Origin of the sequence: Ensifer sp. Root278 (assembly GCF_001429285.1) — a bacterium.
Classification (GTDB): Bacteria; Pseudomonadota; Alphaproteobacteria; order Rhizobiales; family Rhizobiaceae; genus Ensifer.
Map to the genome: position 1 here is coordinate 125,718 of NZ_LMJJ01000034.1, position 26,852 is coordinate 152,569.

Annotated in this window: 30 protein-coding genes; 16 read left to right on the forward strand and 14 right to left on the reverse strand. The window is 60.3% G+C overall.

The genetic code is table 11. The annotated features are described in order from the left end of the window. Window positions 1-26: 26 nt before the first annotated feature. On the reverse strand, window positions 27-2,216 hold the full coding sequence (locus ASE60_RS20345) for an exopolysaccharide transport family protein (protein ID WP_057252399.1): 2,190 nt from the start codon (window positions 2,214-2,216) through the stop codon (window positions 27-29). A gap of 204 nt (window positions 2,217-2,420) precedes the next feature. Between ASE60_RS20345 and ASE60_RS20350 the strand changes: the two genes are divergently transcribed. The 6 genes from ASE60_RS20350 to ASE60_RS20375 all read left to right on the forward strand — a co-directional run bounded on the left by ASE60_RS20350 (window position 2,421) and on the right by ASE60_RS20375 (window position 9,131). After that, a complete protein-coding gene (locus tag ASE60_RS20350; RefSeq protein ID WP_057252881.1) occupies window positions 2,421-2,996 on the forward strand; it encodes a polysaccharide biosynthesis/export family protein in 576 nt (191 codons plus the stop codon). Window positions 2,997-3,001: 5 nt separating this feature from the next. Continuing rightward, entirely contained in the window at window positions 3,002-4,174 is a 1,173-nt protein-coding gene (locus ASE60_RS20355; protein ID WP_057252401.1) for a glycosyltransferase family 4 protein, read from the forward strand. Window positions 4,175-4,233: 59 nt separating this feature from the next. Further along, complete coding sequence (locus ASE60_RS20360; RefSeq protein WP_057252403.1) at window positions 4,234-5,796, forward strand: undecaprenyl-phosphate glucose phosphotransferase; 1,563 nt, start codon at window positions 4,234-4,236, stop codon at window positions 5,794-5,796. Beyond that, on the forward strand, window positions 5,793-7,037 hold the full coding sequence (locus ASE60_RS20365) for an O-antigen ligase family protein (RefSeq protein ID WP_057252406.1): 1,245 nt from the start codon (window positions 5,793-5,795) through the stop codon (window positions 7,035-7,037). The genes ASE60_RS20360 and ASE60_RS20365 overlap by 4 nt, the downstream gene beginning before the upstream one ends. A gap of 2 nt (window positions 7,038-7,039) precedes the next feature. Beyond that, window positions 7,040-8,233, forward strand: a complete 1,194-nt coding sequence (locus ASE60_RS20370; protein WP_057252408.1) for a glycosyltransferase family 4 protein — start codon at window positions 7,040-7,042, stop codon at window positions 8,231-8,233. Between the two features lie 397 nt (window positions 8,234-8,630). Then, window positions 8,631-9,131 (forward strand): hypothetical protein, encoded by a 501-nt coding sequence (locus ASE60_RS20375; protein WP_057252410.1) that lies wholly within the window; start codon window positions 8,631-8,633, stop codon window positions 9,129-9,131. On the opposite strand, the gene ligD is transcribed toward ASE60_RS20375, so the two are convergent. Continuing rightward, window positions 9,079-10,053 (reverse strand): non-homologous end-joining DNA ligase, encoded by a 975-nt coding sequence (gene ligD / locus ASE60_RS20380; protein ID WP_057252412.1) that lies wholly within the window; start codon window positions 10,051-10,053, stop codon window positions 9,079-9,081. The two genes, ASE60_RS20375 and ligD, sit on opposite strands and share 53 nt — an antisense overlap. A 58-nt stretch (window positions 10,054-10,111) precedes the next feature. Between ligD and ASE60_RS20385 the strand changes: the two genes are divergently transcribed. After that, window positions 10,112-10,375 carry a hypothetical protein gene (locus ASE60_RS20385; protein WP_156414689.1) on the forward strand — a complete coding sequence of 88 codons (264 nt, stop codon included), beginning with the start codon at window positions 10,112-10,114 and terminating at the stop codon, window positions 10,373-10,375. A gap of 3 nt (window positions 10,376-10,378) precedes the next feature. On the opposite strand, the gene ASE60_RS20390 is transcribed toward ASE60_RS20385, so the two are convergent. Beyond that, the gene (locus ASE60_RS20390) at window positions 10,379-10,690 is read right to left on the reverse strand and encodes a hypothetical protein (protein WP_057252415.1); all 312 of its coding nucleotides are present in this window, start codon (window positions 10,688-10,690) and stop codon (window positions 10,379-10,381) included. A 174-nt stretch (window positions 10,691-10,864) separates the two neighbouring features. Between ASE60_RS20390 and ASE60_RS20395 the strand changes: the two genes are divergently transcribed. From ASE60_RS20395 to ASE60_RS33975, 6 genes are all read left to right on the forward strand, one after another. Then, window positions 10,865-11,275, forward strand: coding sequence for a hypothetical protein (locus ASE60_RS20395; RefSeq protein WP_057252417.1), 411 nt, complete (start codon window positions 10,865-10,867; stop codon window positions 11,273-11,275). Between the two features lie 1,413 nt (window positions 11,276-12,688). Beyond that, a complete protein-coding gene (locus tag ASE60_RS20405; RefSeq protein WP_057252420.1) occupies window positions 12,689-12,955 on the forward strand; it encodes a hypothetical protein in 267 nt (88 codons plus the stop codon). A gap of 212 nt (window positions 12,956-13,167) precedes the next feature. Next, entirely contained in the window at window positions 13,168-13,728 is a 561-nt protein-coding gene (locus ASE60_RS20410) for a YidB family protein (RefSeq protein WP_057252422.1), read from the forward strand. A 366-nt stretch (window positions 13,729-14,094) separates the two neighbouring features. After that, window positions 14,095-14,586 carry a hypothetical protein gene (locus ASE60_RS20415; RefSeq protein ID WP_057252423.1) on the forward strand — a complete coding sequence of 164 codons (492 nt, stop codon included), beginning with the start codon at window positions 14,095-14,097 and terminating at the stop codon, window positions 14,584-14,586. Window positions 14,587-15,141: 555 nt separating this feature from the next. Next, window positions 15,142-15,408: a hypothetical protein gene (locus ASE60_RS20420; protein ID WP_057252425.1), complete on the forward strand. Its 267-nt coding sequence runs from the start codon at window positions 15,142-15,144 to the stop codon at window positions 15,406-15,408. Window positions 15,409-15,500: 92 nt separating this feature from the next. Continuing rightward, entirely contained in the window at window positions 15,501-15,908 is a 408-nt protein-coding gene (locus tag ASE60_RS33975; RefSeq protein ID WP_082615947.1) for a GFA family protein, read from the forward strand. 409 nt (window positions 15,909-16,317) lie between these two features. On the opposite strand, the gene ASE60_RS20425 is transcribed toward ASE60_RS33975, so the two are convergent. The 4 genes from ASE60_RS20425 to ASE60_RS20435 all read right to left on the reverse strand — a co-directional run bounded on the left by ASE60_RS20425 (window position 16,318) and on the right by ASE60_RS20435 (window position 17,846). After that, entirely contained in the window at window positions 16,318-16,683 is a 366-nt protein-coding gene (locus tag ASE60_RS20425) for a hypothetical protein (protein ID WP_057252426.1), read from the reverse strand. Between the two features lie 99 nt (window positions 16,684-16,782). Further along, a complete protein-coding gene (locus ASE60_RS35245) occupies window positions 16,783-16,956 on the reverse strand; it encodes a hypothetical protein (protein WP_192495225.1) in 174 nt (57 codons plus the stop codon). Window positions 16,957-16,968: 12 nt separating this feature from the next. Continuing rightward, entirely contained in the window at window positions 16,969-17,292 is a 324-nt protein-coding gene (locus ASE60_RS20430) for a hypothetical protein (RefSeq protein WP_057252428.1), read from the reverse strand. A 29-nt stretch (window positions 17,293-17,321) separates the two neighbouring features. Next, complete coding sequence (locus tag ASE60_RS20435; protein WP_057252430.1) at window positions 17,322-17,846, reverse strand: N-acetylmuramoyl-L-alanine amidase; 525 nt, start codon at window positions 17,844-17,846, stop codon at window positions 17,322-17,324. A 238-nt stretch (window positions 17,847-18,084) separates the two neighbouring features. On the opposite strand from ASE60_RS20435, the gene ASE60_RS33980 reads away from it, so the two are divergent. Next, window positions 18,085-18,381 (forward strand): hypothetical protein, encoded by a 297-nt coding sequence (locus tag ASE60_RS33980; RefSeq protein ID WP_200964194.1) that lies wholly within the window; start codon window positions 18,085-18,087, stop codon window positions 18,379-18,381. A 258-nt stretch (window positions 18,382-18,639) separates the two neighbouring features. Beyond that, window positions 18,640-18,894 (forward strand): hypothetical protein, encoded by a 255-nt coding sequence (locus tag ASE60_RS20440; protein WP_057252433.1) that lies wholly within the window; start codon window positions 18,640-18,642, stop codon window positions 18,892-18,894. Window positions 18,895-18,900: 6 nt separating this feature from the next. Here the strand turns inward: ASE60_RS20440 and ASE60_RS20445 are convergent, their stop codons facing one another. The 7 genes from ASE60_RS20445 to ASE60_RS20475 all read right to left on the reverse strand — a co-directional run bounded on the left by ASE60_RS20445 (window position 18,901) and on the right by ASE60_RS20475 (window position 25,977). Continuing rightward, window positions 18,901-19,380, reverse strand: a complete 480-nt coding sequence (locus ASE60_RS20445) for an NUDIX hydrolase (protein WP_057252435.1) — start codon at window positions 19,378-19,380, stop codon at window positions 18,901-18,903. Window positions 19,381-19,452: 72 nt separating this feature from the next. Continuing rightward, a complete protein-coding gene (locus tag ASE60_RS20450; protein WP_057252437.1) occupies window positions 19,453-19,854 on the reverse strand; it encodes a hypothetical protein in 402 nt (133 codons plus the stop codon). Next, window positions 19,841-20,185, reverse strand: a complete 345-nt coding sequence (locus tag ASE60_RS20455; protein WP_057252439.1) for a hypothetical protein — start codon at window positions 20,183-20,185, stop codon at window positions 19,841-19,843. The genes ASE60_RS20450 and ASE60_RS20455 overlap by 14 nt, the downstream gene beginning before the upstream one ends. Beyond that, a complete protein-coding gene (locus ASE60_RS20460) occupies window positions 20,185-21,270 on the reverse strand; it encodes a pyocin knob domain-containing protein (protein ID WP_057252441.1) in 1,086 nt (361 codons plus the stop codon). Before ASE60_RS20460 ends, ASE60_RS20455 begins: the two co-directional genes overlap by 1 nt. Window positions 21,271-21,282: 12 nt before the next feature. Further along, window positions 21,283-22,809: a hypothetical protein gene (locus ASE60_RS20465; RefSeq protein WP_057252442.1), complete on the reverse strand. Its 1,527-nt coding sequence runs from the start codon at window positions 22,807-22,809 to the stop codon at window positions 21,283-21,285. After that, the gene (locus ASE60_RS20470; protein WP_057252444.1) at window positions 22,809-25,565 is read right to left on the reverse strand and encodes a DUF1983 domain-containing protein; all 2,757 of its coding nucleotides are present in this window, start codon (window positions 25,563-25,565) and stop codon (window positions 22,809-22,811) included. Before ASE60_RS20470 ends, ASE60_RS20465 begins: the two co-directional genes overlap by 1 nt. Before the next feature lie 7 nt (window positions 25,566-25,572). Further along, the gene (locus tag ASE60_RS20475; protein WP_057252447.1) at window positions 25,573-25,977 is read right to left on the reverse strand and encodes a hypothetical protein; all 405 of its coding nucleotides are present in this window, start codon (window positions 25,975-25,977) and stop codon (window positions 25,573-25,575) included. A 90-nt stretch (window positions 25,978-26,067) separates the two neighbouring features. Between ASE60_RS20475 and ASE60_RS20480 the strand changes: the two genes are divergently transcribed. After that, the gene (locus tag ASE60_RS20480; protein WP_057252449.1) at window positions 26,068-26,847 is read left to right on the forward strand and encodes a hypothetical protein; all 780 of its coding nucleotides are present in this window, start codon (window positions 26,068-26,070) and stop codon (window positions 26,845-26,847) included. Window positions 26,848-26,852: the final 5 nt, after the last annotated feature.

The window sequence follows — 26,852 nt, forward strand, 5'->3', positions numbered from 1 at the left end:
TCTCGCTTTCGACACGCCGTCGTCGGTTAGGCGGCATCCCGGTCAGGATACTCCGGATCGGCTGCCTGCCCGGTCATGAGAACGATGTCGCGATAACCGGCCGCACCGAAACCGGTCAGAACCTCGACGATCCGCTCATCACTGACCGACGGCGCCGAGAGGATGATCTCTGCGCCATCGCGGCCGGCAATCTTCTCGACAGCCATTTCGTCCGCCGGGCCGCACTCGACTAGAACGAGATCGTAGGCGTTGGTCAGGGCGTCGATGATCATCTTCAGCCGTTCGATGCCCCGCATCGCCTGCCGCGGATCCGCATCGCCCTGGGGAATGACGTGTGCATCAGAGAAGCGGTCGGCGTGGATCGTATCCGTGAAGGGCACCTCAGCCGCCAGCAGGTTGGTTATTCCGGGAAGCTGCGGCGAGCGCGCCATCAGGCGCGTCGGGCAGGCCGAACCGGTCAGGTCGATCAGCACCACCTTGATATCGTCCTCAGCCAGCAAGCGCGCCAGCATCACGGTTGCGGTCGATCCTTCGTCTCCGCCCGGCGACACCGAAATCGCAACACGCGCGCCGGTGGCGCGAAGATGTTCCGCCACCGCCTCGATCGAGAAGTCCGGTTCGGCGGCAGCCTCCACGGTGTCCGTATCTGCAGCCGGAATTTGCGCCGCCGGCACCAGTTCGACTGCATCATTATCCTCGGTGACAGGCGCCACTTCAGGCTGCCTATCCGCTGCCATGATCGGGATATCGGTGGCGCTTGCAGCCAAGGCCGGCCGCGGGCGAACCGGTGCCAGCCGCTCGCCGGTTGCCGAAACCGGACGCAGCGCCCGGCCGCTGAACAGTTCGCCAAGCATGATCACGACGCAGCTCAACAGGAACGTCGCGAGGGCGGCAACGATCGTGATCGGCAGCACTTTCGGGAAGTTCGCGCTCGTGGGAACCACCGCGCTTGAAATCACACGTGCATCGGCGGGTGTCGCATTTTCCACCGTGCGCGACGTCGCCTCGCGGTAGCGTGCGAGATAGGTCTCGAGCAACTGACGTTGCGCGGTCGCTTCGCGCTCCAGCGCACGCAGTCCCACCTCTTCCTCGCCGGCCTGTGCGGACTGAGCCTTCAGCGCGTTCAGCTGCTGGACGAGCTGCCGCTCGCGCAGTTCGCCGACCTTGGCCTCGTTTTCCAGGCTCGCCAGGATCTTGCGGGTCTCGCTGCGAATCTGTCCGCGTATGCCTTCGAGTTGCGATTTCAGTGCCTTCAGGCGTGGGTGGCCATCCAGCAATGTCGTCGAAAGGTCGGCAACCTGCCCCTGCAGATTCGCTTCGGTCTCCTTCAGCCGCTGGATCATCTGCGAGCCGACGACGTCGGTGATCGTGTCCGCCGCCCGGCCGCTTGCAAGGGCCGAGCGCACGCCGGCAGCGCGTGCCTCCGCATTGGCGCGCTCGCCGCGCACCCGGGTCAGCTCGGTCGAAATATCGGTCAATTGCCGCGTCGCGAAATTCTCGGTCTCGCCGGTCGGCAACAGATCGGACGAAGAGCGGTAGGCGGCAACCTTCGCTTCCGCATCCCGCACCTTCTCGCGCAGATTGGCGATCTCCGGTTCCAGCCAGCGGGTCGCCTCGGAATTGGTGTCGAGCTTGGCGCCGCTTTGCAACGTAAGGAAGACCTTCGCCATTTCGTTCGGAATGGCGGCCGCGAGCTGGCGGTCCTTCGAGGTGAAGGCGATCGCGATCACGCGGGACTTCTCGACCTGATAGACTTGGAGCTTGTCGTTGAATTCCTTGAGCACCCTCTCCTCTGGCGGCATCTCCAAGGGGTTCTTCTTGAGGCCGAGCATGACGAGAAGATCCGAAAGCGCCGAGGGTGCTGCCGATGGATCGAACTCCTTCAGCTCATAGAGCTTCATATTGCGCGCGACCTGCTTGATGAGGTCCGCCGAACGCAGCACCTGCACCTGGCTCAAGATCCCGGATTCGTCGAAGACACGATCGGCGCCGGCCTGCGAAGACTGATTGGGGCCGCTGAACTCCGGCTCGCGCGATTCGATCAGCACGCGGGTTTCGCTCTGATAGTCCGGCGCAATCATCTTTGCCGCACCGAAGGCGAGTGCTGTCACACAGGCTGTTGCGAGCAACACCTTGACGCGCCGATCCCAGACAGCGCGAAACAGGGCGCCGAGGTCGATATCCACATCCTGTTGACCGCTGCCGCTTCCCGACATGCTATTGGCTCCGAACCCTCAAATTTTGCCGGAGGGTAAACGAACATGGTAACGCAAGGGTTAATACGATCAACCTCCGGGTGATAAACCCCTCCCCGTTGCAGCGATACGGCGCAAAAATTCTACCGCGAGTTTACCGGCTATTAACCCTAACGGATCGATAACGTCTGAAAAGGTGGGTCGTTTCCGGAGCCTATGAACCGCATGTCAACCGCAGCTATCAAGACAGGTCTCGCGATCACGGCGGCAGTGCTGTCGATGTTGCTCAGCGGTTGCACAAGCTACCAGCCGGCGCCGAAGGCTTTTAGCGAAGCCACCATCCAGCCCTATCGCCTCGACAGCGGCGATCGCCTGCGCATCAACGTCTTCGAACAGGCCGGCCTCAGCGGCACCTATACGGTCGACCAGGCCGGTTACGTCGCGTTTCCGCTGATCGGCACTGTCGCCTCGCGCGGCAAGACCCTGCCGGAGCTCGAAGGCATGATCGCTGCCAAGTTGCGCCAGGGCTATCTGCGCGACCCCGACGTGACGATCGAGGTCGATCGCTACCGCTCGGTCTTCATCATGGGTGAAGTCGGCCAGGCCGGACAATATGCCTACGTGCCCGGGATGACGGTGCAGAATGCGATTGCCGTCGCCGGCGGTTTCTCGCCGCGCGCCAACCAATCCAACGCCGACATTACCCGCAAGATCAACGGCCGCATCATCACCGGCCGCGTTCCGATCACCGACGCGGTTCTCGCCGGCGATACGATCTACGTCCGCGAACGCCTGTTCTGATCTCGATGCAGCAACAGCGTCCCCTGCGCATCATCCATTGTTTCAGATCGCCCGTCGGCGGAATTTTCCGCCATGTGCGCGATCTTGCCGAGGCGCACGCCCGCGCCGGCCATGAGGTCGGCATTCTCTGCGACAGCACCACCGGGGGTAGTCACGAGGATTCACTGTTCGACGAGATCCGGCCCTATCTGGCGCTCGGCCTCGTTCGCATGCCGATTCACCGCTCAGTCGGGCCGTCGGATCTTGCCGCGCTATGGCGCGGCTACAAGGAAATCAGAAGTTTGCGACCGGATGTGTTGCATGGGCACGGCGCCAAGGGTGGCGCCATTGCCCGCCTCATCGGTTCAGCCTTGCGGGTCAACAGGTATCGCGTAGCCCGCCTCTATTCCCCGCACGGGGGGAGCCTCCACTATCGCCGCCGCTCCCTGATCGGGCGGCTTGTCTTCCCGCTGGAACGGGTTCAGGAGCGGCTCGCGGATGCGCTCGTTTTTGTCTGCGACTTCGAGCGCCAGACCTATTTCACCAAGGTCGGTGCGCCACGTGTACGGCACGAACTGATCTACAATGGGATCGACGACGGGGAGTTCGAGGTGATCGCCCCTCGGCCGGATGCTGTCGATTTTCTCTATATTGGCATGATGCGGGACCTGAAGGGTCCCGATTTGTTTGTGGAGGCGTTCGCGCGGACCGAGCGCCTCGTCGGGCGACCGCTTTCGGCGTTGATGATTGGCGACGGCCCACAGCAGCAGGAATATAGCGAACTGATGCTGCAGCAAGGTCTGAGCCGCCGTATCAGGATGCAACCGGCGATGAAGACCCGTGAGGCGTTTACGCTGGCGCGCAACGTCGTCGTTCCCTCGCGGGCCGAGTCCATGCCCTACATCGTCCTCGAGGCGCTTGCGGCGAGAAAGCCGGTCATTGCCAGCCGTGTCGGCGGCATCCCGGAAATACTGGGGGCCGCCAGCGCCGCGCTCGCCGAACCGGCCGACGTTCAGTCACTGGCCGCCATCATGGCGCGCTCGATCAGCGAGAAGGACTGGGCGGTGCGGGTCATGCCTGAGCCGAACACATTCAAATCGCGATTCGCCGCTTCGGTAATGTCGTCCGATATGCTAGAGCTCTACCGGGAATTGTGCCGTTACCAGCCGTCCACGGATAGCGTGTCGTCTACAACGTAAGCGTTTCTTAGTGGCTTTCTGCTATCCGGACTGAGGGACTTCAGCGCCGGAAGACAGCCATGAACAAGTTTGACCGCCCGGATTCATTCGATCCCGAAGCGCTTCGCAAGAAGATTTCGGAAATCCGCTCCCGTGCGCCGGGCGAGATGCCGAGCGGCGAGCCGTCTGCAGAACTCAATCCGCTGGCGCGGCAAATCGCCGAACAGTTCCGGGCCGACACCTATTCGCCGGCCATGATCATGGGGCTGATGCGGCTCTTCGAGTTCAGCGCGCTCTTCGCCATCGGCTACGCGATCAACGCGCTCTACGTTCAACCGGGCTTCGAGCAATTGCCGCTCTATCTGGCGATACTGATGGGAGGCTCGGCGCTGGCGGTTGCCGCGATGCAGATCGCCGATACCTACCAGATCCCTGCATTGCGCGCCTGTCTGCGCGTGATGCCGCGCATTCTCGCGGCCTGGGCGGTCGCCTTCGGTGGGATTGCCATCGCCCTCTTCTTCCTGAAATCCGGCCACCAATATTCCCGCGTCTGGTTCGGCGGCTGGTTCGTCGGTGGCGCGCTCTTTCTCGTCGCCGAACGTGCCTTCATCGCCTATTCCATTCGCCACTGGGCCCGCAACGGCACGATGGAACGCCGCGCTGTTGTCGTCGGCGGCGGCCAGCCGGCGAAGGACCTGATCCGCACGCTTGAGGATCAGCCCGATAACGACATCCGTATCTGCGGCATTTTCGACGACCGCGACGAGCGCCGCTCGCCGAACGTCATCGCCGGCTATCCGAAACTTGGAACGGTCAACGAGCTCGTGGAGTTCGCGCGCCTGGCGCGCATCGACATGCTGATCATCTCGCTGCCGCTGACGGCGGAAAAACGCATTCTCGAGCTCCTCAAGAAGCTCTGGATCCTGCCGGTCGACATCCGGCTCGCGGCCCACGCCAACAATCTGCGTTTCCGTCCTCGTAGCTATTCCCATGTCGGCGATGTGCCCATGCTCGACATCTTCGACAAGCCGATCGCCGATTGGGACTCGGTCGCCAAGCGCGGCTTCGACATCTTCTTCAGCCTGGTTGCCGTGGTGCTCCTATGGCCGATCATGTTGGGCGCCGCCATCGCGGTCAAAGCCACCTCTCCCGGCCCGATCATCTTCAAGCAGAAGCGGCACGGCTTCAACAACGAGACGATCGAGGTCTACAAGTTCCGCTCGATGTATACGCATATGAGCGACCCTTCGGCACGCAACGCCGTGACCAAGGGGGACCCTCGCGTCACGCCGGTCGGCCGCTTCATCCGCAAGTCGTCGATCGATGAACTGCCGCAGATTTTCAACGTGCTGAAAGGCGAACTGTCGCTCGTTGGGCCGCGTCCGCACGCCGTCGCGGCGCAGACCCAGAACCGGACCTATTCCGACGTCGTCGAAGGCTATTTCGCTCGCCATCGCGTCAAGCCAGGCGTTACCGGCTGGGCGCAGATCAATGGCTGGCGCGGCGAGATCGACAATGATGAGAAGATCCGCCTGCGCACGGCGTTCGATCTCCACTACATCGAAAACTGGTCGCTGCTCTTCGATCTCAAGATCCTGTTCCTGACACCGTTCCGGCTTCTCAACACCGAGAACGCCTATTGAGCACCGTCGAGACAGGCCGGTTCCCGATCGCGCGTCCCCAGCTTGCGGCGCTCTCGCTGCTTGGCTCCGGGCTCGTGGCGTTCGCCGTATTTCTCTCCGGCTTCGTCATCTTCGAGCCCGCGCCCTATGAATTGTTCCTGGTCGCGCTCATTGGCCTGTGGGCGCTCTTCGGTCTCAAGATTTCCCGCAGTGTCGCTCCCCTGCTCGCGCTCCTGACGCTGTTCATGGTGGGCGGCATCCTGTCCTTGACGGTCATGGTCGACCTGACCAAGGGCCCGATGTACATGGCGGTCTCTGGCTTTCTTGCCCTATCGTCGGTGTTCTACGCCGCGATCATCGAAGACCGCCACGAGCGCCTGCGGCTGATCTTCAATGCCTGGGTGGCAGCGGCCATCATTACCGCGTTGCTCGGCATTCTCGGCTATTTCGGCGCAGTTCCGGGCGCGGAGAACTTCACACTCTATGGCCGCGCCAAGGGCGCCTTTCAGGACCCCAACGTATTCGGGCCGTTTCTCTCGGTGCCGGCCATGTATCTGATCCATGGCATCCTGACGCAGCCGATCCAGAAGGCACCGCCGAAGATCGCCGCATTGATGGTTCTCGCGCTCGGTGTCTTCCTGTCGTTTTCGCGTGCGGCCTGGGCGCTCAATCTCTTCTGCGTCGTCGCCTTCGTCTTCGTCATGCTGCTCAAGGAACGCAGCGGCCTCTTCCGCCTCAGGATCCTCGTGCTGGCGCTCGTCGGCGGGCTTATGGTCGTCGGCGCTCTTCTCGTCGCCCTTCAATCCGAGCGAGTCGCAACCCTCTTTTCCAGCCGGTCGCAGCTCGTGCAGGATTATGACGGCGGGCATCTCGGCCGTTTCGACCGCCATCGCCTGGGCTTCCTGATGTCGATGGAGAAGCCGCTCGGGATCGGGCCGATGGTCTTCAGCACGATCTTCCCGGAAGACGAGCACAATGTCTGGCTGAAGTCGCTGACGTCCTACGGCTGGCTCGGTTTCATCAGCTATGTCACGCTGATCATCTGGACGCTTTCGCTCGGCTTCCGCTTCCTGCTGCTCAACCGCCCCTGGCAAACCTACCTGATGATCGCCTGGGTCGCCGTTCTCGGCCATGTCGGCGTCGGCAATGTCATCGATACCGACCACTGGCGCCATTTCTACCTGCTCCTCGGCATCATCTGGGGATGTGCCGCTCTCGAATACCGCCATCGCCGGCAGGCACGCGCCGGCTGGAGCTCCTGATCATGGAACACATCGTTGCGGGCCGGCGCCCGGCCCTTCCCCTGCGCCTGCTCCAAGTGCTGGAACCAAGCGGCGGCGGCTCGGGCCGACATTTCCTCGACCTCTGCCGCGGCGTGCACGAGCGCGGGCACCATGTGGAGGCAGTTTATTCGCCGGTGCGCGCCGAGGAAGGTTTCGTGCGCGAATTGAAGGCAATCGGCCTGCCGGCCGTCCACGCCGTCGATATGAAGCGCCCGCCGGGACCTTCTGATATCGGCCGCTTTCTTGAATTGCGCCGCCTCATTCGCCGCGGCAATTTCGACATCATCCACGGCCACAGTTCGAAGGCCGGCGCGCTGACGCGCCTGCGCCTGCCCGGCCCCCATGTTCCGCGTGTCTATACCCCGCACGCCTTCCGGACCCTCGACCCGACGCTCGGCCGCGCCGGTCGCCTCATCTACGGCACGATCGAATGGGGCCTCGCCCGTTTTCTCACCGACCGTCTGATCTGCGTTTCGGAGGATGAGTATCGTCACGCGTTGTCGCTGAACATGCCGGAAAAGCGGATGTCGGTGATCGTCAACGGCGTTGCCCCGCCCTCATGCGAGATGGCGCAAACGATTCGCGCCAGCTTCGGGATCGCGCCGGATGCCTTCGTCTTCGGCTTCATTGGCCGCCTCTCGGCGCAAAAGGCGCCGGAGCGGCTGATCGCCGCTTTCAAGAGCGTCGCCGCATCCGTGAAAAACAGCCATCTGGTGATGGTCGGCGCGGGCGAACTCGAAAGGAGCCTGCGCAAGGCAATGGCCGAGAGTGGATTGCAGAACCGCATGCACCTGACCTCGGCCTTCACCGGACCGCAGGCCGCACCGGCATTCGATCTTCTGGTCATGCCGAGCCGCTACGAAGCCATGTCCTACGTGATGCTGGAAGGGGCGGCCGCAGGCAAGCCTATTATCGCCACCGATATCGGCGGTGCCCGCACGGTCATCGAAGATGGCCAGAACGGCTTCATCCTGCCGAACAGTGACGACACGTCCCTGCTCGCCAAGACGATGGTTAAAGCCGCCACACCGGAAACGTTCGGAAAACTGTCCGCCATCGCGCAAAGACTGAAAGACCGCTTCACCCTCGACGTGATGCTCGATCAAACGGAAACGCTCTATCAGAAGGCGGCCGCCAAACGCCGCGTACCGGCTATCCTTCAGCCGGCGGAGTAGCGCTGCAAAGAGGGAAATGAAAAACAGATCAATCGCTCTATGGGGGATTGAGGATTGAGAAAAATGGTCGGAGCGGCGGGATTCGAACCCACGACCCCTTGACCCCCAGGAGAGAGGTCTACTTTGTTGGAGGCCTTGTAGCGCAGGCGATTGCGCCGTGTCTAGATCCCAACTTCGGGAATTATTTCGGGACTCAGCGTCACGACCTTGCATCCGCATCAATTCTAAATCGCGGATGCAGCGCGCCGCGAGTTTCCATTTGACCCCGCTCAACATGTCAAAGTTACTATCCATTGCGCCTCCGGCGGCGCACAATGAGATTATCGCTGGACTTTAAGAAGGGCTCCGGCGGCTGGGAGATCATATGCGCTTTCGCCCCAAGGGAGGAAACTGCGCTATGTTTTATCCGCAGAAATCCGGTTACATTCTGCCTCAAGACTTCACTGTCGTCTCGACGGTCTATGAGAAGGTCGTGAATGCGCGCGCAATAAGCCGCCAAAGCGACGAGGGGGAGTGGCTGGCTCGCCGCACCCTCGAATTGTTCATGAGCGGCACGCGTGATGCGCGGGAACTCGAAGCGCGCTTGAAGGAGGTCAGCCTTTCGATTGACCACACGATGACGGCCAGCGGCGGCACCACCGTCGTAGATTTGTTGCCCGACTTGTCGGCATGGGCGCGGAGCCTGACTGCCTCGCCGAGAGAGGCGACTGCTCTCACCGAACAAACGCTCGAATATGCCATCGACCATATAGAAGAATTCATTGCTATCTCGGACGTCAGAGGGTGGTTGGTGCGCCTGATGGTGGAGCTCCGCCTGGGCCGTCGACAGTTGCAAAGATCAGCGCTTAATAGAGATGGTAAACCTCCATCTCCTCGGCCCGCTGGCCGACCCTCTTAAATGACGGATGCCGCAGTTTGCCGTCCTGTGTCCAGGCTCGGTACTCGACCTCCGCCACGAGCAGCGGTTCGGAGAAGATCGCACCCTTGCGTTTCAGTGCCACCGGCGGCCGCCCCGCGGGGATAGCATCGAGCAGTTCGCGAAGCTGCACCGATTCCTTGTTGCTCCACCCGGTACCGCAGCCGCCGACGTAGACGAGGCCGTCGCCCGTCTTGGCAGCCAGCAGCAGGCGACCGATCGCACCTGGCACCGTCGATCGCTCATAGCCGACGATCACGAAGCTGTCGCGCCGCGTGCATTTGATCTTGAGCCATTCCGGCCGGCGGCCCGACCGATAGGGCTTGTCTCGACGCTTTGCGATGATGCCTTCGAGGCCGAGCTCGCAAGCGGCGCGAAAGAACTCGGCGCCCTCGGCGTGCACCTCCTCCGAGAAGCGAATCGCGCCAGTCCTGCCGGCGACGATCGGTTCGAGCAGTTGCCGGCGCTCGACTAAGGGCATCATCCGGAGGTCTTGGCCGTCGAGATAGAGAAGATCGAAGGCGAAGAAGATGATCTCTGCGGCATCGTGCAGGCTCGGACGCCTGCCGACCGCGCGCTGCAGCAGACCAAAATCGGAGCGGCCCTGGTCGTCGAGCACGACAGCCTCGCCATCAATGATCATTGTCGCATGGCCGAGCTCGCGCGCCTCGGTGACGATCGAGCCGAACTTCTTGGACCAATCATATCCGCCGCGCGTGATCGCCCTCACCTCGCTTGGCTCGACGTGCACCGCCAGTCGGTACCCGTCCCACTTCACCTCGAAGGCCCACTCCGGACCCTTCGGCGGCTTGTCGACGAGGGTTGCGACGCAGGGATCGACCCGCCGCGGCATCGGCTCGGACAGCGGTGTGGGAGTTGATCTCTTCCGAGGTGTTTTAGCCATGACGCATTAACGCACGAACCAGCGAAAACGTCTAAGCTGCTGCACAAGGAGGAACGCCATGCCGAAACAGCCGATATTTTCAGCCCCCAAGCGCGGTGAAGCTTATCCCGATCGAGATCTAGATTGCCAAATGGCGATGGAGGAAGTGTTCCGGGCAGTGGCTGAGGAAGCGCAGGCCGCTGGCTGGTCTGAGCGAGAGGTCGCCGTCGCGCTGATCGAGCTTGCACATAATCATTGGTTCGCGCTGGACGCCAAGGACCGCATGTTCGACGAGGCCGCCGGCGTGCTCCTTCGCAAAGCAAAGCCAGCGGCGGTGCATTGAAGGCTAGGCCGCGCCCCTCCTCTGATCTCCATCCGCCGGCGGGATAAAGACCACCGACACCAGACGCGACCCGCAGCGGGGGCACCGGAGCCGGGAAGCAAGTATTGCGAGGGGAAAGTCGCGGCCGCGCGTCGTGACGAGCGTCAGCATATCGAGATCATAGGTCCATGTGCATTCGCGGATAGACTTCAGGCCCTCGCGCTTGCCGTAGGCGCAGCGCGCCTTGAGGCGCCATCCGAGGCTGAAGGCTTCACCGATTGTCTCGACCATGAGGTTGAGATAATGTAAGAACAAAAGAAGAACAATCTTTAGCATTCGAATTCCCCAAATTTGGGGAGGGAGGCCTACTGTGAGCGACGATCCGTCCGCCGCAAAGAAGTCAACCGAAGGCCCCCGGGCGCACCTCTGCGAGCACCCTGGCTGCAAGAAATGGGGCGGCTTCGGCTTTCCGGCCGGCGGTCTGGCCTCCGTCGAAGCAGGCGTGATCCCATGACCGATCACAAGCACCTTGATCAAGGCATCTACATCCGCCTCGTGACCACACGGGAGCCCATAAAGCGAGCGTTCGCCGGCACTGGTCGATCACGGCGGCGCGAGAAATCGAGCGCTCATTGGATTGCTCAGTCCATCGTCACCGGCATCCGCGGCAATCACCGTCTCGAGCGGGACGGTGTGGTAATAGACGAAGCAGAGATCGTCGAACTATTGGCGGACGAACTCTGGAAGGTGCCCGAGGCGATAGCCAAGGATTTCGTCGGCATTGATGCCAGCAAACGGGACGATGCCAAGGCGGCGATCACGCATGCGCTGCTAACGGCCCTGACCAGCCGGTTCGAATGCACGTTCTTTCAGCCGGAGTATCGCGGCATGGGGCCATCGGCCTATCCGTCGTGTCGTTGACAAAAAAACGGCGCGGAACGACTTTGATGACCGTGCGTTATTAGACCGGGCTCCGTTTCTTCCGGGGCTCTGCCACCCTTCCTTCTGGCCCCGGTCGACGCGTTTCGGGGCCATTCTTTTTTTGGCTCGCTCCCTGCCTGCTGGGAACCTTTTCGCCGTATGTGCGTTTCTGGCGTGTCCTGATCCCGACCCCCCCTCGGGGCAGGCCGGCTTCACCAAATCCCCGGAGTGAAGTCCGAAGGAGCCTCTGGCCTCGTCACCCCGACGAGGCCATTTCTTTGCGCAGTCTCCATAGGCGAAGGAAAGCGCACGCGGCTGGGAACAATGCTCGTACGGACGGGTTGGAACTCCAATAAAGGAGTTCTGGCGATGATCCTAATCCCACCCGAATTTGGCTGTCGCGCCGGGGAGGGGTCTGATTCCTCGGGACTTATCGCCTCCCTAAAATATGCGCTGGCGGCCGAAGCTCCATTTGATACGCAAGGCCTCTGCTTTAGAGTGCTCGGAAACAGCGTCGTGATCGAGGGCCAAGTAAGTGCCCCCGGCGCGGACGAGTTTATCCGCAGGGTGGCTGAGGATATAGCGGGCGCCGATCGGGTTGTCGTACGTGTCGGGTGTCCCGTCGGACCATTTCCGAACGGTCCACTGGATAAAGGTTCGGACCCCGGCGACCGAAGCCTGGCCATCGGAGCGAAAATTGCGCAACGGGTGGTAGTAGTCCCGCCTCCCCGTCTGCGGAGTTGGTTGGATAAAAAAAGGCCCCGCTGAACGGGACCTGAGGCGAACCGGCGCCCGGCTTTTGCCGAGAAACTGCGAGCATCAATAACCTCGGTAGGCCCCACACCTAGCGGGGACGCTAATGGCAGCGGGGCCTAGAGGCGCCTCGATCGACCGGGTTGAGGATCGAGAGCAGCTGAAAACGTAGGGCGGCGGAAAAGGTTCCACCATGGGACTTCAGTCCCATATGGCCGCGCAAAGGTCGTAGGTTCGTTGTCGCACCGCCGCATAGGGAACATTCCGCATCGGCGACCGTTGTGCATTGCCGATGACCGCACGGATCAAAGGCTGGGGTTCCATCGACAGTTTTAAGAATGCGGCCCCTTATGTTACACGATCGGTATAGTACGCGCGCTCTGAGGCCCCGTCGGAAACGACGGGGCCATTTCTTTGAGGCAAGCACCTCGGACTTAGGTCTGATAACTCCCCCGCAAAGGTCCTACCCGCATTGCCGAATCTCATTCGCGTTGCCATTCCTAGTTGAGCGTCAACCGCACTTGGCGCGAGTGACCCCGGAGCGCGTCTGCGCGCTCTGGGGTCCGGCTCTCTACCCCCAAATTTTAGGAACCATTTCTGCGCCTAGCGGATCTACTTAGTGCCGCCCTACCCTTCCTGCTGGATCAAAGGAGGATTGAGATGGCCCAAAGCAAGCGCCGAATGATGAAGCCGAGCGAAATACCAGATTTCGTGTCTGAGCTGATTGCGGACGGCTGGGAGATCACCGCCATAGGCCACGACAAGTACGTGCTTGGCGATATCGAGGAACAGCATCGAGCAAGAGACGAACTCGACCGCATAACCGAAAAGTACGGCGACCGCGATAGCCTGAAGCTGGAGATTGTCGCCTACCTCTGGTCGATCGGGCGATACATAGAGATTGCCTCAGAAGGCACGCGGCATTAGCGCCCACCGAAGCACTAGGCTCAGTACCCATTACTCTGGCAGGCTGCAACCACCTGTTTGTGTGGTGAACAGCGCGGGCCGATTTCGCCTTGCATCTGGCGATTTCAACGGAACCTGGAAGGTGCCGGGACGTTGACGGTTATGCGACCCACGGCGGCGACCCGAAAGAGCCGCAGCGATCATCAAACAACAACACGTCAGGGAGACGAGCAATGGTTAGCAACGCATTGAAGGCGCTTCTGGGGGTTCTGGCGGTCGCCGGCTACCAGAACCGGGATAAAATTGGCGAGTTGTTGAAGGGGCTCAGAAACCCGGCACAACTCGGACCTGATGGTCAACCGCAAGCGGGCGGAGGATTGGGCGATCTTCTCGGAGGACTGGCGGGCGGCAGCCAAACGGGCATGGGTGGTCTCGGAGGTCTTGGTGGCCTGTTTGGGGGCGCTGCCTCAGGAGGTGGGCTCGGTGGAAGTCTTGGCGAGTTGCTCCGGCAGTTTGAACAGAAGGGGCACGGCGAAACGGCTAACTCATGGGTTCGCCCCGGGGAGAATAAGCCAGTCGGCGATCGCGAGCTGTCCGAGGTGCTTGGCCCAGAGGTGCTCAACGACCTCTCGGCACGCACAGGCCTGCCCCCCGCGGAAATTCTAAGCCGTTTGAGCCGCGAACTTCCGACGGCCGTTGACGATCTCACTCCGAACGGCCAGTTGCCATCTGATGTGGATGACGAGGCAGGCGCGCCCGGCTCCGTCCCGTCGGTGAAGCCCCAGATCGTGTGAGGCCACGACGTTCCGGCATTAGATTCAGGTGATTAAGTGTACTAGGGCTCGTTGGAACAGTATCTCTCTCTTTTTGGCCCCGCCCCATCGGGGCCATTTCTTTCCCTGCACGGAAAGATTGATTTAGGGCATTGTCAAATAGAAAGTGAGCCGCCATTACTGGTTGAGCGTCATCACACCGTTGACGCTAGGCCCCCAGGGCGCGACCCGCCCCAAGCACTGCGCGCTCTGGGGTCCACCCGGCGAACTCTTCGGGTATTGCGTTGTCATCAGTTCGGCGCATACTTCAACATCGCTGGGCAGTTATTAGGGCCCCGACGACTGGAAGACGTCACGCTTTCGCCCCAGGTTACAGGAGGTCGCGTGATGTCCCTCACGACCAATTCAAAGGTACTTCTCCCTCACGAAATCAACCAGATCGAACAGATCTTCGTGGACGTCCTGCGCGGGCTCGGCCTGTCGCGGAATAGTGAGGCCGCAGAGGCAATCGCAAGACGCATTATTAGCTGTTACCAAAGCGGCACTCGGGAGAGCGGCGCTCTGAAACACATGATCGGCTACTATAAATCGGCGGCTCTGGAAGAGAACGCGGACTCGCTTTCGCACGGCAACCAGGCGGTTTCGATCCGGGAGATTGCCGACCAACCACTCAGCGCCGACGAACTTGACATGCTCCAACGGACATTCGATCGAGTGTGCATCTGGTGCAGCATCCCGCGATACGGAAAACGTGCCGATCGGCTGGCCCGCCACATTACCGAACAGTTCCGGCAAGGCTTGTGGGATGAAGCCGCTCTTTTCGAGAGTGCCATGTGGTTGGAGGGAAATTTACACGTCACCCGCACACATGACGCTTGATTGCCACCCACTTCCTGGCCCCGTCCTCGCCTTTCGAATAAAAAAACGGCCCCGCTGAAGCAGGACCGGCGAGGTGAACCAGCGCCCGGCTTTTGCCGAGAATTGCGAGCATCATTCACCTCGGTAGGCCCCACACCTAGCGGGGACGCTAATGGCAGCCGGGCCTAGAGGCGCCTCGATCGACCGGGTTGAGGATCGAGAGCATTACAAAACGTAGGGGGGAGGAAAAGGTTCCGCCATGGGGCTTCCCCCCATATGGCCGCGGCCTTCGGAAGCAAAAAGGAGGACGCGACGCGGATGGCCCAACTCCACCCTGCATTAAGGGCTATCGTCATTCGGTCACCGCCTCGGACTTAGGTCTGATACTCTCCCCGCAAAGGTCCTACCCGCATTGCCGAATCTCATTCGCGTTGCCATTCCTAGTTGAGCGTCAACCGCACTTGGCGCGAGTGACCCCGGAGCGCGTCTACCCCCAAATTTTAGGAACCATTTCTGCGCCTAGCGGATCTACTTAGTGCCGCCCTACCCTTCCTGCTCGATCAAAGGAGGATTGAGATGGCCCAAAGCAAGCGGCGAATGATGAAGCCGAGCGAAATACCGGATTTCGTGTCTGAGATGATTGCGGCCGGCTGCGAGATCATGGCCATAGGCCACGACAGGTACGTGCTTGGCGATATCGAGGAACAGCATCGAGCAAGAGACGAACTCGACCGCATCACCGAGAAGTACGGCGACCGCGATCCCCTGAAGCTGGAGATTGTCGCCTACCTCTGGTCGATCGGGCGATACATAGAGCTTGCGTCCGATAGCACGCGACACTAGCGCCCAACGAAGCACTAGGCTCAGGACCCATTAATCTGGCAGGCTGCATCCACTGCGGCGATTCCGCGTCAAACGAATATGAGTACATCATTATGACCGAAACGACTGCTGGCTCCTGTTTGTGTGGTACCGTTAAATTTCAAATCTCAGGTGAGTTTGAGAGCTTCTTTCTTTGTCACTGCAAGCGCTGTCGAAAGGACACGGGGTCTGCACATGCGGCCAATTTGTTTTCATCGACAGCGACGATAATTTGGGTTTCTGGTCATGACAGCATCCAGACCTACCGGGTTCCAGAGACCCGACACGAAAAAAGCTTTTGCACTAAGTGCGGATCTGCTCTTCCGAGTGTTCAATTGAAGGGCGCTATGGTGGTTGTACCTGCTGGGAGTATTGATAGCGTGATCGACATCCGACCAAGTGCGCATATCTGCTTTGCAAGCCGAGCGGAATGGGACGCGCGTTTGGAAAACATTCCCCAACTAGATGGTCTTCCGGGTTAGGTTCAATACCCACTAAATGGTTGCGGGAGATCGGATCGGTTGATTCAATGGCGGTGTGAGGAGGCGTTGCCATTCGCATCCACACCCGCTACGACCGGAAAACTTTGAGTTGCGACACATCGACAGCGTAACACGACCGCGATCCAAATAAACCGCATGTGAAATCCCCCCTTCATCATGAAGGCGACGACGCCGGCAACCATTGCACTTTTCTGTGCGTCCGCTGGGGAAACATCTTCCTACGCCGGCCACAATCTGACATTGTGCGCCACCGAAAGGAGGCAGCTCATGTCCTACGATTGGGAAAGCACCAGACGGCAACGGTTTAGGCACGCTCGGGTTTGGCTTTTGATCGCCTTGGCATCTTGGCTGGTTGTCCTCGCTCTAACGCCATAATTTCGTGCGTCGTTTACCTCCTCAACTGCCCGCCTTCGACCCGCTGCAAAATCTCCTTGATCACCTTCAGATCGCCGGACTGCTGGCTGACCAGCGTTTGCAGATCCTTGATCGCGGCGGCTGTCGACGTCGACGACTGTTCGGTCGACGCAACGCGATAGGCGAGGTTGTCGATCTTCCGCACTTCGGATTCGAGTGCACGGAACCGCTCTTCGCTCCGGGCTTCCATTGCGCTGCGCCACTTCTGAAGCTCCTCGATGTCCCGCCCCTTGTTCACCCAGATCGTGACGCCGCCAACACACATGCCGAAGAGGGTCACGAGCTGGATGATCGTGTTCAGATTCCATTCGAGTTTCTGTGCGCGCTTCGGGAGTTCCATCGGTTGATCCTCAAGCCCCATTATGCCCCTCGTTGTCTTCAATGCCGCTCGTGCTGAAAATGATGGCGGGCCCCCGAGGTTGAGAGCCCGCCGGATGCTTTACTGCTGGTTCTTCGGCGCCAGATAGGTCAGGACTGCCGGCAGGCCGATTGTGAGCGCGTAAAGCGCGAGATAGCCATACCAGGGCGTGCCTTCCGGCATGAAGGGGATGCCGACAGTGCCGACCCCTGCCCCGCCGACAGCGGCGGCGATGGCTTTCGAGACATTTTGCATGATGTTTCCTTTCTACTGAGCCGCGCGGGCTTCTTTGAGGGCGAGAGAAACGGTGGCGTAGGCGGTCGCAGCGACGACGAGCGCGTTGGCAGCCGTGACGCTGCCCGGATCGGCGCAGATGACGCGAACGCCGTCGTAGGCGGCTTTCTCCTTGGCGATGGTGGATGCCTTGATGTTGCCGGAGACCGAGGCAGCAATGAACGCGGCGTGTGCCGTCTCAAGCAGTGCGCAGGTCTTCGGCAGGTTGTTCTTGATCGCGGTGTCGATCGAGCCGGTGGTAGTGGTGCAAGCGGACAGCACAAGGGCCGCCGCCGATACGATGATCAGCGAACGCATGTTCGTTTCCTTCGATGTTGGGAGGTTGGTTAGAGGCGTGCTTTGACTTCGGCGCGCATCTTGTCGCCGCATGCTTTGGCGCCGATGACGTTCGGCGCGAACGGGAGTCGGGTGAAATCCCACTTGCCGGCCTGCTTGATGCCCAGGTTCGGCTGAACCTCGGCATGGGAAAGGATCGTCTTGGAGGTCACCGGGATCTTATAGAACTCGGCCAGTTGCGCGATGACATCCATGGCCCGATGCCACTGCGTTTCCGTCATCGGGAACTTGCCGGCATGGAATGGGCTCTCGATCGCGCCGGCCATGCAGGCAAGCGAAACACCGATCGAGCCGGTGTTGCATCCGCGCGTGTGGGCCGCATAGTCCTCATCGGCCGTGTTTACGTTGTCGGCAATCGTGTGGTCGCCGCGGACCACGTTACCCGATCCCTCGACAATGAGGTGATAATGCTCCTTGTCGAGTTCTGAGGCTCGATAGGCGCCGGCACTCCAATGCGCGATGATGCGCGACATCTTCACCGGCTGGAGCCATTCCAGCGGCAGGCGGTAGGTCATAGCGATGTCCTTGATGGTAGGTTGGACGTATCGGGGCGGACGGCCCGGGAAAGAAGCCATTCCTCAGTCTGCGAGTTCGAGACGAACGCGAGATGGCGGTAGGCAGCCAGCCCTCTTGATGCTTGCGCATCCTCACCTTGGTCGCGTCGGCTTGATAGCGAGATCCCTCGCAATTGAAATTTCGATTTAATCCTTCCTTGGCTGCGCTATCTTAGATTGCACTGGAAGGGAGAAGGAAATGCAGAAACTCAAGGAACTAGGGCGTTGCCGTTTATGGGTGAGACTGCCGAAATTTCGACGGGCGCTCGAAGCTGATGTCTGCCCGGCGGAGCTGAATGACCTTTTCGAGGCGTATGCACTCTCCGCCGAACGGTTAGAAGAACTGCGAGAAGCAGAACAACCAGATCAACATCTTGTATTTGAGTACGAGGTAGCAAGCAAAGGGATCGAAGAGGAGGTAACCCGGCTTCTGACTGTGGCCATCTCGTCAACAAATCCTAGTGCTCTTGTTCGAAGCACACAACACCGGTCGTGACCAGGGCGCTCTGAAACGCAAAAGGCCCCTTCTCCTACGAATAAGAGAAGAGGCCCCGTCTGAGCGTTCGAATTCACACACGGCCGTGGATTGCTCTAACAGCTTCGATATTCAGTGCCTGACGTGCAGTAGGCGCGAGAGGGCTTCCGCTCAGATGGAATGGGACCCCCATTGCGGCACTGCCCGCAGCATGCAAAAAGAAGACATTCTGGAATCTGTCGTGACGCGGCAAAAATGACGCGACAAAGGCTGTGACAAATGTCGTTGGTCAAGCTCGGAGGGGCGCGGCTCTCGTTGGTCTTGCCTCATCACCGTGAGCAGTTGCGGTCAGCCAGGAACCCGACGCTTTACGATCTGTTCGAGTCCTACGCGTTGGCCGCGCAGACCGTCGACAATCTGCTGAAGGAGCACCCCCGCCGCGAGGAATTGATCAACGAGTATCAGGCGCTGTGCCTGGACATGCAGGCCGAAGTCGTATCACTCCTGGACCGGATTGAATTGCAAAGTCACTAAGGAACTCTACCGTGCGAGGCCTGCCACGCGGCCCAACAATCCCTTGAGTTCGGGCTCAGCAACCATCGATGCCGCCTCCGCCGGCGCCATCCAGGCAAGCTTCCGCTGCCGGCGCTCAGGAAATCGCTTCTTGGTCCGCTTCACTTGGACGAGATGAACTTCGACCACGGACGGCAGCTTACTGCCATCATCCAGCGCTTTGATGTAGGTGTAGTAGCCGAAGACCCTCTTCTTGGCGCGGCCCTTGACGCCAGCCTCTTCCCAAGCCTCGCGCTCCGCGACCTCGTGAGGTGAAAGCCCCTTGATCGGCCATCCTTTGGGAATGGTCCAGCGTCCGGTCTCTCGGGTGGTGATCAATAGGACTTCACATTCACTAGGGTGTTCCCCACGCACACAAAGCGCGCCGAACTGCTCCGCGGCACCACCATTAAGGATGGTCTGTACGTGGCGCTTGAGGCGCGCGAGATGGGACAGCGCTCTCTTCATTCGCAGAAATTTGTAGCGAAGTTTGATTCCCGGCAAGAGGCGACGACGTCGGTAGAGTAAGGAAATGCTAAATTAACCCAGTTTGCCGCTGTCTCTTTCGACGGGCAATTGCCCTCCGAGCATCGCCGGCCGCGCCATTGGCCACACAAACGGACAGGCCGCTTCCAGCTCGGCCATGAACTCCTCTAGGCTCGGCCGTTCACGCTCGCCGGCCAACACCTTGGCAAGTTCGGCCGTCGAATAAGTCCAGACAGCGGAGCGCCAAACGAACAGAGCCTCGGCCTCGGCCGCAAATCCCTCGTTAGGATCGTCACGATAGCCGATCGCCGTATGGATGTTGTCGTAGTGCCGCTCGTTAGCCTTGGTGTCGAGGTGGCGCTGGATCGCGGCAGTAAATGCGGTCCGCAGAGTGGCCATCGCCTCGGCCGCCTTTTGCTCGGCGGTGATGATTTTGGCGGGATCAGGCGTCCACATCGGCTGGTTCCTCTTCAATCAATTGTTCAACGGGTGGCGGATCGAATGGCAGGGCAAGCGGCCCGTCCGGAGGATTGTCGAGCGCAGCCGGAAAGGCGACCGCTGCCGAGGGATTGGCGCCGTGCGGCAGGATCAATGTGAGATGAAGACGGCCGGCCACTCGCTCGACCGGCCCGATGATCCATTCGCACGGGATCTCGCCTGCCGGGATCGTTGCGCCGTCTGGCAGGGCGGAAAAGTCGAAAGCTGCGCCGTTGATCGTCAGGATGTCGCCGGCCTTGACGACAGTCAGCGTGTCATCTCGCCTATTCGGCGAAAGCTCAATTCTCATTAGAACCACCTTCCTATTGCCACGGCGACGCCGCCGACGGGGGTTATTCCCTGGGCAAATGACCATTGACGAACGTAGCATTGCGTTGTGCTGGTAGGGCGCGCGGACGTCCAACGCTGCCCAGTAAACGCCGAGTAGATAACGACGAAATCGCCACTCATCATTGTCCCCGGCATGTTCCACGGTGTATCCGCAGAAACCCAAAGCGAGCCCGCCGCAGTGTCTGGCGCCAATGATATCGTCGGCGAAATGCAAATCATGACGCCGTTGGCATATCGGAAGTAAAAGCCGTTTGCGTTGGACCCTCGGTCCATGATGCCGCCGGTCGGTAGTCCACCGGACTGCGAAACGGCCGCAAGAATGTCGTCACGGAAGATGCACTGCTTCCACGCACTCCAAGTCGTGCTTTGCGTTCTGAACCAGACGCGCCCGTCAGGAACCCTGAAGTAGTACTGCGCTTTCGAGTTCGAAAAGACCGACAGCGTGAACAGCATACCAGCCGCAGCAACCGGGATATTGGCAGCGGTGGCATCACAAAAGGCTATCCCGAAGTCGCCTGCGTCGTCGGCATTGGTGACCACGTTGGCGCCACCACTTTGGCGAAGCCTTATCGGCAATTGCGCGTTGGGTATTTCGCCCAGAGTGCCGTAGGCGGCCGCGCCATTCACATCGTCGAGCAGCGTTCTCGCGAAGGCTGTGAACGTGGCAAGCGCTGCTGCTGCATTCCCGGTGAAGTACGGCAGCCGATCAACCGCTGGCGCCAGCGACGCAATCGACGACAGGGAAGCGTTGTCCAGTCGCTGCAGGTAGGTCGCAAGCGCCTGGGCATTAGCGACGGTCTGCTCGCCATAGGCTGTGTCCCGCACAATCGCATAGGCGTAGGTGCCGGTCGCACCACGCCATTTGACGGCCGCCGTGATCGCGGTGTTGCTGTCGACCGAGAGGATCGGCAGCGAGTTTCCACTGGCATCGACGAAGATCGTGCCCCCGGCGATAAGCGCCGTCTGCCAGGCTGTGCCCACGCCGGTAACCACGGCACTGCCATTCGTCAGGGTGATTGTCCCTGTCGTGTAAGGAGTAGTCATGTTGGGAGCTTCCTAAGCTGGAATTCCAAAGATGTAGTAGCGGATGCCGATAGGCGCGTAGGCGCCCGAGGTGTGCCAGTTGCCCGGGCTGTCACTGCGATTGTAGTAATCGCCGACGTTGCCCGCGAAGGTGTGGAACCGGGCTTTGTTCGCAGTCAGTTCGCAGTAGGTGCTCTCGCCCGCGTGCAGCTGGTTGAAATTGTAGACGTAGCGCAGGCGCTTGACGAACGGCAGGCGCCACAGCGCGCTCCACGACATCGGCAGGTTGTTTTGCCCGAGACTCGCACCGTTCCCCGCGCCGTGTTGTGTGAGGTATTTCACCATCGGGAACATGCCCGTCCCATCGAACGGAATGTCGGTAATCAGGTCGTTGCCGGCGCCAACCGCAAAGTACCCCTGCGCCAGGATCTGGACCTGAGGACGCCGACTATCGATGACGATGTCCTTCCACGACGGTGGGTTCGCTGAGCCTGGACGAAGGAACTGGACCACGTCCACGCCTCCCTCGGTGAATTTCCGCAGGACCTTGTTGCTCCCACCGGTCGGCGCGCTGGTATCCTCCAGATAGAGCATGAACCGGGCGCGCATCGCCTTGGATGCGTTGAAGCCGATGTTCGTCCCGTCAAACCAGTATTCGGCGCCGAAATCGAGCACCTGCGGATTGGACGGGTACATGATCGTCGCACTGTCGTAGAAATGAACGTCGAGCGCGATGGTATCCGGCAGGGAAATGCCGGTGTTGTAGTAGCTGATACCAGCAGGAAGGGAGATATCCGCGGCTGCGATGACTTTGACCGGGAGCCTCGAGGGATCGAACGCCATCTGTTGAATGGTCGCCGTATCCACGTTGTATCCCGGTTTCGCGATCTTCATTTCCGTAGACGTAATCTTGATCGTCTTGCTGCCGTTCGGGGCGAGAACCGGCGCGTCATCCGGCTCGGTATTGTCTCCGGGCAAATTCCAGACAACCAGCCGCTTGTCGCGAGAGCGGAACTTGTTGAACGCGTCGATCGTGTCATTCGGGGTGACAATGACCGCTGCCCCGTACGCAAAATTTCCAAGCGAATTGTTGAGAACGAGGTTCTGCGCCCATCCGAATTGCGCGTAATTTCCCACCGCATAGTACCCACCTTGCCCGTTGTAATATTCACCACTGTCGGTCCAGGCGACCATCTGTTGGTTGTAGACGTTACTGCCACCGCCCTTCTTCGCCTTCACGTCGAACAGCGGTACATTGTAGCGGAGCGTAGGGAACACCGTGTTACGAAAGCCCCAGAGCGTTCCCTGCGCAACGGTGAGCGACATGTATGTGAACGTCGCGGAATTGCTTCCCGGTGGATAGTAGGTGACGCCGTTGCCGGCTTGGAACGTGTTCACGACCCAGACGTCACACAAGTTCGCTTGAATGCCCACCTTGCTGTTGTAGAAGAACTTCCAACGCTGACTATCCGGCGTCGTGCGCGGGTCGTCAGCGTCGCTCTTCATAATCTTGATACAGCCGGCGCCGGTGCTATCGACACCAATCATTGTGCGAACCATCAGCTATAGATCTCGATCGTTCCGTTGTTGAGGTTGATGTCCATCTTGTTGTTCTGGGACAGGATGCGCCCGGAGCGGACCAGGCCAATGTTTGCTATGTTGAGCTTCAACTCGCCGGCCTCGATGACGATCGGCAGGAAGGCGTTGCTGCCACCGTTCCAGACGACGAACTGATCGGCCTTCACCGCGAAGCGTGATTTGAGCACGCCCCCCTCAGTGTAGATCTCGATGTAGAAGCCACTGTCCTTGAACGCGTCTGCGAGGGTCGCCCGGAGCATGACCGAGAATCGGGCATTCACGCCCGACTGATCGGCTGCCGCCTGAAACTTCACCAGCCCGCCGGCGAAACGACCGTTCACATCAGCGCTCACGCCGTTGATGCTGGTCGACAATGCGCTATCGGCATTGGCGCGCGTCTGCTCCTCGGTGATGAGCCGTGCCAGATTGGTGCCGACTGTGGCATCGAGCTGAGTGACGGAAGTGCTCAAGGCACTGTCCGCGCTCGCTCTTGTGCTTTCCTCGGTAACCAGGCGCGCGAGATTGGTATCGACCTGAGCGGTGAGCGAGGTGATCGAACTCGCCAACGCACTATCGGCCGTTGCTCGCGCCGTCTCTTCGGTGATCAACCGCGCCAGATTACTGCCCACGGTCGCCGTCAGCGCCGTGTAGAGCTGGGCGATCGCCTCGTCATCAGAAGCACGCACGCGCCTTTCTTCGATAATCTGCGCAAAGGCGTCACCGACGGCAGCTTTCAACTCCTGCCGCTTGATCTCGCCCACCGCGCCCTCAATTGAGAACGCGGTCGTCAGGTCTTCGAACTTTCGCCAAACGCCGTCGAACTCGCCCTGAAGCTCTTCGAAGCGGTTCTTCACATCGTCAAGAACCTGACCGAGGCCGACCTGAACGCTAATCGACCCCGTGGCGGTTGCCGTGGTCCGCCATGGCGTGAAAGTCCGCAAGCGATCGGGATTGGTCTTGATTGTCGCCCGGGCCACATAGACCTTGTCCGATAGGACGTTCTTCGTAGTCCGGTACCGACCGGTTTCCGGCTCCGCACACTGATCGGTGAACTCTTCGATGGTCCCGTCGACGCGATAGACAAAGAGCACGTCGGTCATGGTCGGATCATCCGGCGGGTCCCAGACGAATTCGAGCGCCGGTACATCATAGCCGTTTCCGCCCTGGATCATGCCCCCGAGGACATTGAAGTTCTGCACCGTGAACAGCTGCGAAGGATTGATCGGTGCGACGGGCGGAATGACGATCGGGCCCGGCTCGATGTCGGCGTCGTCATAGATGTCGGCGCCCGCCTCGGTGAGTTCGAGTGTGCCTTCGAACTGCTCCGAGAGCCGCCATTCCGCGACCATCCAGGTCTTGCCTTCGTAGGTGACCCATTCACCTTCCTGCACTGCAAAGCCCACGCGACGGCTGACGGGGACCGTCGCCGTGCCACCCTTGCGGTTCTGGCGATAGCGGATGCTGAGCAGATATTGAGCGACGTCGGCGTCGTGCACCTGAAGGAAGTCGTTGGACGTCTGCCGCGGGCGCTTGTCGGCGGCAACGTCCGCATTGACGACCACTGTCTTCAGACTTTCCGGATTCCACATAGCATCCGGAGAGGTGAACTGGCCGGATAGATGGTTGTAGAGCGCAAAGGCCGACTTGCGGAGCTGCTTCTGCTTAGCGCGCTTCGCCGGTATGTCCTGCGGCGTGATGTCGAGAACAGGGATCTGCGGCGCGCCGACGATGACGCCGGAAAGGCCGCGCCTGTTGACGCTATAACCCGCCATCGCGTCATCGAAGGCAGACAGCGCTTCGGTATGGTCGGTATCGCCGTCCACCCAAAGCGAACACTGATAGACCGGCTTTCCCTTTCTCAGCGTGCGGCAATAGTTGATGGCCGTGAAATAGGACGCGAGATCGAGTTGGCCGAGGCTCTTGCCCTCGCCCACAATCGTGCGGCCAGAGCGCAGACCTCGGAGCCCAAGCTGATAGTTGAGGCGATGGATCGCCGGATTGAGTGTGTGCACATGGGTCGAAGGATCGTTGAGACGCTGCGGGCCGTTGCCGCCCGCGACCGTGGAATCTTTCGTCGGATCGTATTCGCGAAGGCCGCGTAACACCCATTCAAAGTCCGGGCGCCCCCTGCCAGCATCACGGAAGAACTTGAGATGATAGTAACGGTAGACGACGACGTAGCAGAAGCCACTCAGACGGCTTGTCGCTTTCCACGAATTGCCCAGAGCGGCAGTCTTTGAGACAAGCTCGGCATCAGCCACCTGCCCCGGTCGACCGTCATAAAAGCGAATATCGATCGAGCTGTTGCCGTCGCCATCAATGTAGCCTTCGACGAAGTAGCGAGCGGCTTCCCCGCCAACCACAGGCTTCGCAACAAGATTAGCCTTCGCGCCAAACATATAGACGTACGGCTCCAGCCCATCGCACCAGCCGTTGGCCAGAATGAAGACGTCGGCATTCATCTTGTTGCCTTTGTCCCACTTGGCGTAGTAGGCGCGGTGTCCCTTCGTCTTGCCAGTGCCGAAAAGCGAACCGGCAGGAACGTCGCCGCCCATCTGCACCTGCCCTTGAACGGCAGTGAACTTCTGCTTCTTCGGCTGGGTCGCTTTCGAGAAGGCGAATTTGGTGCCAAAAGCCAGAGCGCCACCAATCAGCTTCGCGACAGAGATGGAGGCGCCGAACAGCGACAGTGTCGCCGTGCCCGCCAGCAGCGTGCCGATTGCAGAGAATATTGCCATTTAGGAACTATCCGAGATGAAAGGTCGCGATGACGTCGGAAAGGCCATGATCGGAACGGCCTCTCTCGGTTTTGGTGGTGAAGCGCAGGCCGTTGCAGACGCCGACATGCTCGGCGCCATCGGCAAGACGCAGAATGACCAGGTCGAAGTATTGCGCCGACGCGGCGCCGTCCGGTTCCTGACCAAGTTCAGCTGACCAGAAATCGACAAGGCTCGAAAATCCGCGTCGGCGCAGCGCGACATGCGCCCCCCTCAGGGTCTTGTAGGCGCTGCGATATTTCTCGACGAGCGATGTGCCGTGCAACACGTCCGCCATGGCGCAGCCGAGGTGAAAGCAATCGGCCAAGCCATAGGCATAGGGGGTCGACAGCTCACGCTCGAGCGTGGCCGATCCGATACGAAACCGTTCCATGAACTCTCTCGATGACACGACTATGAATTGCAATTAGACAACCAGGGCGGCTCGCTTGCCGTGACTGGTCGAAATACAAGAGGATCTGCTGTGCTTCGCTATATCGTTGCAGCGCTCGCCGTAGTCGCAATTTCGTTGCTGCCGGGGTCGCCGGCAGCGGCCCCTACCAGCGTGGTCGCCGACGGGCAGTCCGTGACGCCCGCAGACTTGTTACCCAGTTCGGTTTTCAAACTGGGGATGCCTATCGGTGAACTGGAGGCCCTGCTGGCTAGGGACTTTAAGGGTTGGGAACGCTCCGAAACGACACGAAGCCTGAACAACCGCAAAGACCCGAAACTCCCGGATTTTGCCAAGGCACCCTACCTGCAGACAATACAAATTACCCATCTGGACGAACGAGAAGGTGTCCGCCGGACCTACTCCCTCGCGTTGGATTCGCCCTTGAGCGGAAGCCGTCTCTACTCTGTGGTTCTCGAGCTTGAGGCGCTGGGGCCGTCAAATGATCTCGGGTCGGTCATCACCGTGGCCCCCTATCTCTATGCCATGTGGGGGAATGCCCATCGTGGATCGCACAAGCGCGATCGCGCACGTTTCACCTACCTGTTCGATCGGCAAGGACAGCTCGTTCGCGACAACGGCGCGAGTTGCGCTCCTTTGTTTCCCGCCATGGTCAGGTTGGATGAAAAGACGCCCGACGAGGTAATGAAGGTTCTCGCAATGATCGACTCATCTGGCTGCGGCAGTTCCAAAGACCTGCACCTCCGTCTGCGAGACGATGGCAACACGATCACTGGATCGCGGTTCTATAATTCCGACGTCACGAACAATCCTCGCGACGTGCTAAAACGCGTGCGCTACGGCCAACCATAGACCTC

What these genes read in the sequence shown, in the direction of transcription:
- ASE60_RS20345 (WP_057252399.1), bottom strand. Translation starts at nt 2,216, where the DNA reads ATGTCGGGAAGCGGCAGCGGTCAACAGGATGTGGATATCGACCTCGGC.
- ASE60_RS20350 (WP_057252881.1), top strand. Translation starts at nt 2,421, where the DNA reads ATGTCAACCGCAGCTATCAAGACAGGTCTCGCGATCACGGCGGCAGTG.
- ASE60_RS20355 (WP_057252401.1), top strand. Translation starts at nt 3,002, where the DNA reads ATGCAGCAACAGCGTCCCCTGCGCATCATCCATTGTTTCAGATCGCCC.
- ASE60_RS20360 (WP_057252403.1), top strand. Translation starts at nt 4,234, where the DNA reads ATGAACAAGTTTGACCGCCCGGATTCATTCGATCCCGAAGCGCTTCGC.
- ASE60_RS20370 (WP_057252408.1), top strand. Translation starts at nt 7,040, where the DNA reads ATGGAACACATCGTTGCGGGCCGGCGCCCGGCCCTTCCCCTGCGCCTG.
- ASE60_RS20375 (WP_057252410.1), top strand. Translation starts at nt 8,631, where the DNA reads ATGTTTTATCCGCAGAAATCCGGTTACATTCTGCCTCAAGACTTCACT.
- ligD (WP_057252412.1), bottom strand. Translation starts at nt 10,053, where the DNA reads ATGGCTAAAACACCTCGGAAGAGATCAACTCCCACACCGCTGTCCGAG.
- ASE60_RS20385 (WP_156414689.1), top strand. Translation starts at nt 10,112, where the DNA reads ATGCCGAAACAGCCGATATTTTCAGCCCCCAAGCGCGGTGAAGCTTAT.
- ASE60_RS20390 (WP_057252415.1), bottom strand. Translation starts at nt 10,690, where the DNA reads ATGCTAAAGATTGTTCTTCTTTTGTTCTTACATTATCTCAACCTCATG.
- ASE60_RS20395 (WP_057252417.1), top strand. Translation starts at nt 10,865, where the DNA reads ATGACCGATCACAAGCACCTTGATCAAGGCATCTACATCCGCCTCGTG.
- ASE60_RS20405 (WP_057252420.1), top strand. Translation starts at nt 12,689, where the DNA reads ATGGCCCAAAGCAAGCGCCGAATGATGAAGCCGAGCGAAATACCAGAT.
- ASE60_RS20410 (WP_057252422.1), top strand. Translation starts at nt 13,168, where the DNA reads ATGGTTAGCAACGCATTGAAGGCGCTTCTGGGGGTTCTGGCGGTCGCC.
- ASE60_RS20415 (WP_057252423.1), top strand. Translation starts at nt 14,095, where the DNA reads ATGTCCCTCACGACCAATTCAAAGGTACTTCTCCCTCACGAAATCAAC.
- ASE60_RS20420 (WP_057252425.1), top strand. Translation starts at nt 15,142, where the DNA reads ATGGCCCAAAGCAAGCGGCGAATGATGAAGCCGAGCGAAATACCGGAT.
- ASE60_RS33975 (WP_082615947.1), top strand. Translation starts at nt 15,501, where the DNA reads ATGACCGAAACGACTGCTGGCTCCTGTTTGTGTGGTACCGTTAAATTT.
- ASE60_RS20425 (WP_057252426.1), bottom strand. Translation starts at nt 16,683, where the DNA reads ATGGAACTCCCGAAGCGCGCACAGAAACTCGAATGGAATCTGAACACG.
- ASE60_RS35245 (WP_192495225.1), bottom strand. Translation starts at nt 16,956, where the DNA reads ATGCAAAATGTCTCGAAAGCCATCGCCGCCGCTGTCGGCGGGGCAGGG.
- ASE60_RS20430 (WP_057252428.1), bottom strand. Translation starts at nt 17,292, where the DNA reads ATGCGTTCGCTGATCATCGTATCGGCGGCGGCCCTTGTGCTGTCCGCT.
- ASE60_RS20435 (WP_057252430.1), bottom strand. Translation starts at nt 17,846, where the DNA reads ATGACCTACCGCCTGCCGCTGGAATGGCTCCAGCCGGTGAAGATGTCG.
- ASE60_RS33980 (WP_200964194.1), top strand. Translation starts at nt 18,085, where the DNA reads ATGCAGAAACTCAAGGAACTAGGGCGTTGCCGTTTATGGGTGAGACTG.
- ASE60_RS20440 (WP_057252433.1), top strand. Translation starts at nt 18,640, where the DNA reads ATGTCGTTGGTCAAGCTCGGAGGGGCGCGGCTCTCGTTGGTCTTGCCT.
- ASE60_RS20445 (WP_057252435.1), bottom strand. Translation starts at nt 19,380, where the DNA reads ATGAAGAGAGCGCTGTCCCATCTCGCGCGCCTCAAGCGCCACGTACAG.
- ASE60_RS20450 (WP_057252437.1), bottom strand. Translation starts at nt 19,854, where the DNA reads ATGTGGACGCCTGATCCCGCCAAAATCATCACCGCCGAGCAAAAGGCG.
- ASE60_RS20455 (WP_057252439.1), bottom strand. Translation starts at nt 20,185, where the DNA reads ATGAGAATTGAGCTTTCGCCGAATAGGCGAGATGACACGCTGACTGTC.
- ASE60_RS20460 (WP_057252441.1), bottom strand. Translation starts at nt 21,270, where the DNA reads ATGACTACTCCTTACACGACAGGGACAATCACCCTGACGAATGGCAGT.
- ASE60_RS20465 (WP_057252442.1), bottom strand. Translation starts at nt 22,809, where the DNA reads ATGGTTCGCACAATGATTGGTGTCGATAGCACCGGCGCCGGCTGTATC.
- ASE60_RS20470 (WP_057252444.1), bottom strand. Translation starts at nt 25,565, where the DNA reads ATGGCAATATTCTCTGCAATCGGCACGCTGCTGGCGGGCACGGCGACA.
- ASE60_RS20475 (WP_057252447.1), bottom strand. Translation starts at nt 25,977, where the DNA reads ATGGAACGGTTTCGTATCGGATCGGCCACGCTCGAGCGTGAGCTGTCG.